Source organism: Ruminiclostridium cellobioparum DSM 1351 = ATCC 15832 (genome assembly GCF_000621505.1).
Lineage (GTDB): Bacteria > Bacillota > Clostridia > Acetivibrionales > DSM-1351 > Ruminiclostridium > Ruminiclostridium cellobioparum.
Map to the genome: position 1 here is coordinate 231675 of NZ_KK211289.1, position 7821 is coordinate 239495.

At 43.4% G+C, this 7821-nt stretch carries 5 protein-coding genes and 1 pseudogene; all 6 read right to left on the minus strand.

Features of this window, described 5'->3' with window-relative positions; all coding sequences use genetic code 11:
• Positions 1–4 precede the first annotated feature (4 nt).
• Positions 5–1264 (minus strand): 3-isopropylmalate dehydratase large subunit, encoded by a 1260-nt coding sequence (gene leuC / locus T344_RS0120395; RefSeq protein WP_027630224.1) that lies wholly within the window; start codon positions 1262–1264, stop codon positions 5–7.
• Positions 1265–1491: 227 nt separating this feature from the next.
• On the minus strand, positions 1492–2394 hold the full coding sequence (locus T344_RS0120400) for an AraC family transcriptional regulator (protein WP_027630225.1): 903 nt from the start codon (positions 2392–2394) through the stop codon (positions 1492–1494).
• Between the two features lie 765 nt (positions 2395–3159).
• A pseudogene (locus tag T344_RS31965) lies at positions 3160–4377 on the minus strand (DEAD/DEAH box helicase); the annotation flags it as partial.
• Positions 4378–4424: 47 nt separating this feature from the next.
• Positions 4425–6368, minus strand: coding sequence for an ABC-F family ATP-binding cassette domain-containing protein (locus T344_RS0120410; RefSeq protein ID WP_027630226.1), 1944 nt, complete (start codon positions 6366–6368; stop codon positions 4425–4427).
• An 83-nt stretch (positions 6369–6451) separates the two neighbouring features.
• Positions 6452–7351 carry a radical SAM/SPASM domain-containing protein gene (locus T344_RS0120415; RefSeq protein WP_027630227.1) on the minus strand — a complete coding sequence of 300 codons (900 nt, stop codon included), beginning with the start codon at positions 7349–7351 and terminating at the stop codon, positions 6452–6454.
• Between the two features lie 139 nt (positions 7352–7490).
• Positions 7491–7821, minus strand: a 331-nt coding sequence (locus tag T344_RS0120420) for a hypothetical protein (protein ID WP_422784867.1), incomplete at its 5' end; no start/stop codon positions are given.

The following is a 7821-nucleotide window of genomic DNA, read 5'->3' on the forward strand; positions in this document are numbered from 1 at the left end:
TCCGTTAAATCTCATCGGGACCGGCAATTTTGCCCGCTACCGCCGATGCCGCTGCAATTGCCGGTCCGGCAAGATATACTTCGCTTTCCGGGTGGCCCATACGGCCCACAAAGTTTCTGTTTGTAGTGGCTACTGCTCTTTCACCCTTTGCAAGGATTCCCATATGTCCTCCCAGGCAAGGTCCGCAGGTAGGTGTGCTCACTGCTGCTCCGGCTTCGATAAATATGTCGAACAAGCCTTCATTCATGGCCTGTTTCCAAATCTTCTGAGTTGCAGGAATAATAATACAGCGCACATCCTCATGTACTTTCCTGCCCTTTAAGACTGCAGCTGCAGCCCTCATATCCTCTATACGGCCGTTTGTGCAGGAACCGATCACAACCTGGTCTATCCTGACCTCACCTACATTATCGATGGTACGTGCATTTTCAGGCAGATGCGGGAAGGCAACAGTGGGTTTGATCGATGCCAGGTCAATTTCGTATACCTCTGAATAAACTGCATCCTCATCTGCTTTAAATACTTCATATGATCTCAAGGAATGTTCCCTTACATATTCCACAGTCTTTTCATCCACTTCGAATATACCATTCTTACCGCCGGCTTCTATAGCCATGTTTGCCATTGAAAACCTGTCGTCCATGGACAGTGCACTGACTCCGTCACCTGTAAATTCCATGGATTTGTAGAGTGCTCCGTCCACACCAATCATGCCGATAATGTGCAGAATTACATCCTTGCCTCCAACCCACTTCTGAGGTTTTCCACTGAGTACAAATTTTATTGCTTCAGGCACCTTGAACCAGGCTTCACCGGTGGCCATACCCGCTGCCATATCCGTGCTTCCGATACCTGTGGAGAAGGCCCCCAGTGCACCGTAGGTACAGGTATGCGAATCGGCCCCTATCACTACGTCACCCGGAACTACCAGACCCTTCTCGGGAAGGAGTGCGTGTTCAACTCCCATCTGGCCCACTTCAAAGAAGTTCACTATGCCCATTTTTTTTGAAAACTCTCTGCAAACCTTAACCTGCTCGGCTGATTTAATATCCTTGTTAGGAGTGAAGTGATCAGGAACTATAGCGATTTTATTCCCGTCAAATACCCTGTCCAGACCAACCTTTTCAAATTCCTTTATAGCAACAGGTGATGTTATATCATTTCCCAATACCATATCCAGTTTAGCCTTTATCAGCTGTCCTGCCGTTACCGAATCCAAGCCGGCATGAGCTGCAAGGATTTTTTGTGTCATTGTCATACCCATATTAACGAACCTCCCCATATTCATAATTGACTTTGGTAAATTATATTGACTTTGTAAAATATAAATTTAGTAATTACTAATTAGTTATATTAATCTTAATTTTTATACCGGATACCTTTCTATGATTACAAACGGCTTAAAAAACAAGAACACTTTTTAACCTTGGCTTAAATTCATTATACAATAAGGCTAAAAAGTGTTCTTCATGATATTTACCGTTATCTTTACTAATTATGAATGTTTTTTGACGAATTACGGTACTGCATGGGTGTCATATTTATCTGTTTTTTAAACATGTCATTAAACCGCTGCTGGTTGGAAAAGCCCACGCTGTGAGCAATTTCGCCGACCTTCATATCGGTCTCCTCCAAAAGCTCGCAGGCACGTTTTATTCTGATATTCAAAAGATACTGCATGGGGCTCAAACCGGTAACCTCCTTAAATGCCCTCGTAAAATAGCTGGGGCTGAGGAATACATATTTTGCTATATCGGTTATTGAAATCTCTCTTTCAAAATTATTGTGTACAAACTGAATTGCCGAATGCATAAGTTCCTTTATCTTCGGGCTCTTATTCTTTATGCTGTTTTCCCATTCTGCCTTCAGCGCCCTGGATATGAGAACAAACAGTTCCATCAGCATAAGATAGTCCAGCAATTCACTTCCCAGCTGGTCACTTGCTTTTTCCTTAAGTATTCTGTTCAGAAGTATTATTATGTCATTTTTCTGACTCACCTTAAGTTTTATAAAAGCACCGGACTCCCTTCCGCTGACAAAGTTTATAAAGTCTTCGAGTGAAGCCTCCGACATAGCCAGATTTGACTGGTTCATAAACTTAAAATACAGGACTATGAAGTCACATCCTCCGTCCGAGGTAACCTCCAGCTTGTGGTGCTGATGCGGTTTTATGATAACTATATCGTTTGATCCTACAGTTACCGCCTGGTCTCCTATTTCAAACAGACCTCCACCCGATTTAATGTATACCATTTCAAAGGTTTCGTGGATACTAAGCCCTTTCGACCATTCGGCATTCCGATACCGCTCTATGGCCTTTATGCTGGTTACAGGTATAAAACTTGCCGCTCCCAGAACACCTTCCCATGCTTTTGGAATTGACGTAGATTGCATATTACCCCGCCCCCCTTTGGACTTTTGCTGCACTTTAAACTTTTACTACACTTTGAGCTTTTACTACGCTTTGTACTGTTTTTCACTTTGTACTGTTTTTCTGCCTCTTTACTGCTTCTTTTCCCTCTCTTGAGCCTTCTGCGGCTTACGCTCCCATGGTTTGAGATTCTTGGGGGGCTTTCCTGCGAACTTTATCCCGGCCTGCTTTCTATCTTTGCCCGGGCCGCCGCCCCTTTTGTCGTCCCGCCCGAATTTCTTGCCCGGCTTATCATTGCCAAATTTCTTATGGTCAGCCGGCTTGCTGTCCTTGCCGAACCTTTTTTCCCCTCTGTCATCGCGGCTATATCCAGATGCCGGTTTACTGCTGTCTTTCTTGAACCTTGAAGCCCCTCTGTCATCGCGGCTGTGTCCGACTGCCGGTTTATTGCCGTCTTTTTTGAACCTGGCAGTTGACCTTTCATCGCGGTTAAACTTTGATCCCGTCTTGTCTCCTTCATGCCTGGATCCTGTGCCCGGCCTCTCATCCCTGTTAAATTTATTATCGGACTTACCACCGACCTTAAACTTCGTACCCCCGAAAGGTGTCTTTTTACCACTTTTGTCTGACCGGCTTCCATCCCTGCCGCCCTTTTTATTATCAGCTCCGGCCTTGTCCTTGCCAGGTTGCCTGTACTTTCTTTCAGGCCGGTCCTTATCAAATTTCTTTACAGGCCTGTCACCCTGTCCATGCCTGGAGGCAGTTTTCTCACCGGCGTCACCGACCTCGGTTTCACTCTTGCTGCCGTTATACTTGCTTAACCTCTGACCATATTCACTGGTGGTATCGAATTTCTTCCTTTCCTTCCTGTATTCCACTATTGCCCCGTTGTACATTGATTTGGGAATTATGGAAATTCTCAATTCATTTTCATATTGCTTTATAAAGGGTATCTCTTTTTCAGTAACAATGGAAATTGCCACACCTTCATTGCCGTTCCTGCCTGTTCTGCCCGCTCTGTGCAAATACTCCATGGATCTCTCGGGAATGTTTACATTAAAAATATGTGTAACACCTTCTATATCCAGTCCCCTGGCAGCAATATCCGAAGCTATCAGCAACTGTAGTCTGCCCGATTTGAAATCATCCATTGTCTTTTTTCTGTCGCTTTTTACATTTGAACCATGAAGGCCGTCGGCCCGTAATTTATGGTATTTCAGCTTTTCAGCAGCCTCAGCTATGTCTTCGGCATTGCCAAAGAAGGCAATAGCCTTTGGCGGATTGATTATTCTGACCAGCTTGCGGAGCACCTCGATTTTATCTCTCTGCTCTGCCACAAAATATATATGGTCAATAGTGTCCGGAACTTCAATGACATTTTTGCTCTTAATAACCCTGGGGTCCTTCATCAACAGCTTTGCTCTTTCAATTGTACGCGCCGACATGGAGGCAGAGCACATCATAATCTGCCTTTCCTTAAGCGTTGCCTTGACAACGGCCTTTATGCCCTCTATATTGCTGTCATCCAGGAGCCGGTCTGCCTCGTCGATGATTATGGTTTTTATTGTATGCGCCGAAATCTTCTTTTTTTGAATCAGTTCAAGTATTCTTCCGGCAGTACCCACAATAATATGCGGCTTGGTTCTGAGCTTGTCAACCTGCCTTGTTATATTTACATCACCGATTACCGGCGTTGAAGATACCTTCAGCTCGGAATTAAGGGATAGCATTTCTATTACCCTTATAACCTGTATGGCAAGTTCGTGAGTCGGTACGAGAATGAGCGCCTGCATTTCCTTTTTTTCAGTATCTATCTTTTCAAAAAGCGGCAGAAGATAAGCAAGAGTTTTACCTGTTCCGGTCTCAGACTGAAAAATCAGGTCATTGCTTTTCTGCGCCTCGGGTATTACCTTTTGCTGTATTTCGGTAGGCACTGTGATATCTACCAGTTTAAGTGCCTCGACAAGTGACCTGTTCAGGTGCATGCCTTCAAATGTTTGTTCCATTTGTTCTCCTTTATAAAGTTCATATATTTAATTAAAAATTTTATTAATTAATCTTTATTTTGATTTTTGCTCTTTTCAATCTTTTCGGCCAGCTCGTATAAATACGTCCAGCGCTCCATGAGATACTCAAGCTCCTCCTCCAGCCTCTGCTGTTTTTCCAGAAGTTCCTGGAGCAGTGTGTAATCACTTGAGGCCTGATCTATCTCAATTTTATTTTTCTCGATTTCACTTTCCTTATCAGCTATTTTATTATCAATTTCCTCAAATTCCTTCTGTTCCTTGAAGGTAAATTTCAGAGGCCGTTCCTTTGACTGATTATTTTTTTCTCCGGACTGGCTTGCTTTTTTATTTTCCGGCTTGCCCGAATTACGACCGGCCTGTTCCTTAAGTGCTGCTTCCTCGTAATATGCTTCTCTGTAGGCAGTATAGTTTCCTGCATATTTATTGATAAATCCATCTCCCTCAAAGGAAAAAATACGCTCGGCAATCCGGTCAAGAAAATATCTGTCATGGGATACGGTAATCACTGCCCCCGGGAACTCGTCCAGATAGCTTTCCAGTATGGTCAGAGTCTGGATATCCAGATCATTTGTAGGCTCGTCCAATAACAGTATGTTTGGTGCACTCATTAGAATGCTGAGCAGATACAGCCTCCTCTTTTCTCCGCCCGACAGTTTTGCTATGGGTGTCCACTGGACACCCGGCGGGAACAGGAAGCGTTCCAGCATCTGTGAAGCACTGAGGCTGCCTTTTTTAGTTTCGATATGCTCTGCTACCTGCCTGATATATTCTATAACACGCAGGTTCTGATCCATACCTGTATTTTCCTGTGTAAAGAAGCCAATCTTAACAGTTTCACCAATTTCCACGTTTCCTTTGTCAGGCTTGATTTCCCCGGTTATAATCCGGAGAAGTGTTGATTTTCCAATACCATTGGGGCCTACAATCCCTATCCTGTCATCCCGGAGCAGGATATAGCTGAAATCCCTTATGAGTACTTTATCCCCAAATGATTTATCTATATTTTCCAGCTCAATTATTTTTCTTCCCAGCCTTGAGGAACCAACCTGTATCTCAACATTATCCTCCTGCTTTGGAGCCTCAGTTTCCTGGAGCTTTTCAAATCTCTCTATTCTGGCTTTTTGCTTTGTGGATCTGGCCTGCGCACCTCTTCTGATCCATTCCAGCTCACTCCGCAGCAGACTCTGGCGTTTCCTCTCCGAGGCCTGTTCCAGTTCCTCCCGTTCGGCTTTCATTTCAAGAAACTTGCTGTAATTTGCCTGATAACTATAGAGTTTCCCATTATCAAGCTCTATAATTCTATTTGCCACCCTTTCAAGAAAATATCTGTCATGGGTCACCATCAACAGTGCGCCTTTTCTCGTATTTAAATATTTTTCAAGCCAGTCAACGGAGTCATTATCTATATGATTTGTAGGTTCGTCCATTATCAGCAGTTCCGTTGGATTTATCAGGGCTCCCGCCATGGCAATACGTTTTCTCTGTCCGCCCGAAAGCTCTGCCACATCAGTATCATAATTGCTTATACCAAGCCTGGTGAGAATTGTTTTGGCCTCACTTTCCATAGTCCAGGCACTCATGTTATCCATTTTCTGCATCAGCTCCAGCAGCCTTTTTTCCAGCTGCTTATCCTCAGGAGCTGCCTGGCATCTCTTAATTACATACTCATATTCCCTCAGCAGTTCCATTACAGGAGAGTGTCCGGTAAATACCTGTTGAAGGACAGTTGTACCTGTCTCAAAGTTTGGAGTCTGCTCAAGATAACCCACCCGCACATTGTTTGCTTTGATTACCCTGCCTGTATCAGGCTGCTCCAGGCCGGCCAGCACTTTCAGCAGCGTACTTTTACCGGTTCCGTTTATGCCTATGAGACCGATTTTGTCTTCTTCTCCTATTCCCAACCATATATCATTAAAAAGGATTTTTTCACTGTAGCTTTTGGATATGCCCTCTGCGGATAAAATGTTCAATTACAGATCTCCTTCATTCCTTAAGAAATATTTTCTAAAATATTATTATACCATTTATGCAGGAAAATTTTCTACGTCCAGTTTTACCGTTTATGACGCTCCGCATATCCGCATCTCCTGCATAAATCTTCAACCGCCGTGCGGGCGGTAAAACCGTCATACATCCTGCACGCCCTCGGGGAGGCAAGTATATCCTTGAGAGGCTGCTCAAATATATTGCCTAAGGGTATATTGCCCTCACTGTCCAGGCAGCAGGGAACCACAGTACCGTCGGCCAGAATGCCGAACTGGTCCCTCAGGCCATAGCAAAACACAGCCTCAGTTGGATCAGCACGTTCCAAATCAGGCCACTCAAACTTTTGCGCCAAATGCAAAAATACCCTGTCGGCCAGTTTTGTGTTTTGGCGCAGCACTGCCCCGTTATACCTGGCAGGTTCCAGGTCGGTTTCAGAGTTTACCCCTCCGGAAGTAAAAGCCAGGTTCAATGCCTCTAATATGTCTCCGTTCAAGCTGTTTTCAGCCGTTGTACCTGCTCCTTCCGCATTCCAGAGCCGGAATTCACAAATTATTCCCCGGGCACTTGCTTCCTTTACAAAACTTACAGCGTCTCCAAGGTATTCCTCTAAAGCAATCCTTTCACGGTTTGCCTCGAAACTGTGCAGGGAGATGCTGACCTTTCTTAAACCTGGAGTATCCAGAAGGATTGACCTATTCTTTTTTAAGAGAGTTCCGTTTGTTGTCAAATTTACTTTGATATCATTAGCAGCACAAATTGAAATAAAGCCTTCAAGTCCCGGATTCAGCAGTGGCTCTCCCATTAAGTGAAAGTAGACATAATCCGTGTAGGATTTTATTTCTTTGATAACATGCAGAAATTCTCCTTTTGACATGTATTTGGATTGTCTTTTTGAACCGGGGCAGAAAGAACATTCCAGATTGCAGATATTGGTTATTTCTATATAAACCTTTTTATATTTTTTCATTGCTCACTCCGTATGTTGTTTTAAGAACTTCTCCAGTAGTCTGTATCATTAATTTACATTTTTCAAAAATCGAATCATAAAATTGCAATATATTATTAATCCCGATAAGTTAAAACCTTATCGGGATATGTTATTTAATTTATTTGGCAGCCTTTATGACTTTTATTTCTATGTCGTGTCTGTCAACCTTTGTAGTTAGAATATCAACCTTGTTCTCTATTACAGTGAGCCTCTGATTTACTTCACCCCGTGTCTCCAAAAGCAGATCAATTTTTTTGCTGATATGATTTTCAAGTTTCAAGCCCAGCTTTGAAACAGAAGTGTTCAGATTGGATATATCAACTTTTATTGCATTACCATCGGCTTTCAATGTGGTTACATCGGATTTTAGTTCCCCGATTTCTTCTCTTATTGCAACACCATTTGCTTTCAATATTGTTACATCGGATTTTAGTTCTCCGATTTCTTCT

Bases quoted from the DNA above. Each gene is read 5' to 3' on its own strand.
- leuC (WP_027630224.1), bottom strand. From the start codon at position 1,264: ATGGGTATGACAATGACACAAAAAATCCTTGCAGCTCATGCCGGCTTG.
- T344_RS0120400 (WP_027630225.1), bottom strand. From the start codon at position 2,394: ATGCAATCTACGTCAATTCCAAAAGCATGGGAAGGTGTTCTGGGAGCG.
- T344_RS0120415 (WP_027630227.1), bottom strand. From the start codon at position 7,351: ATGAAAAAATATAAAAAGGTTTATATAGAAATAACCAATATCTGCAAT.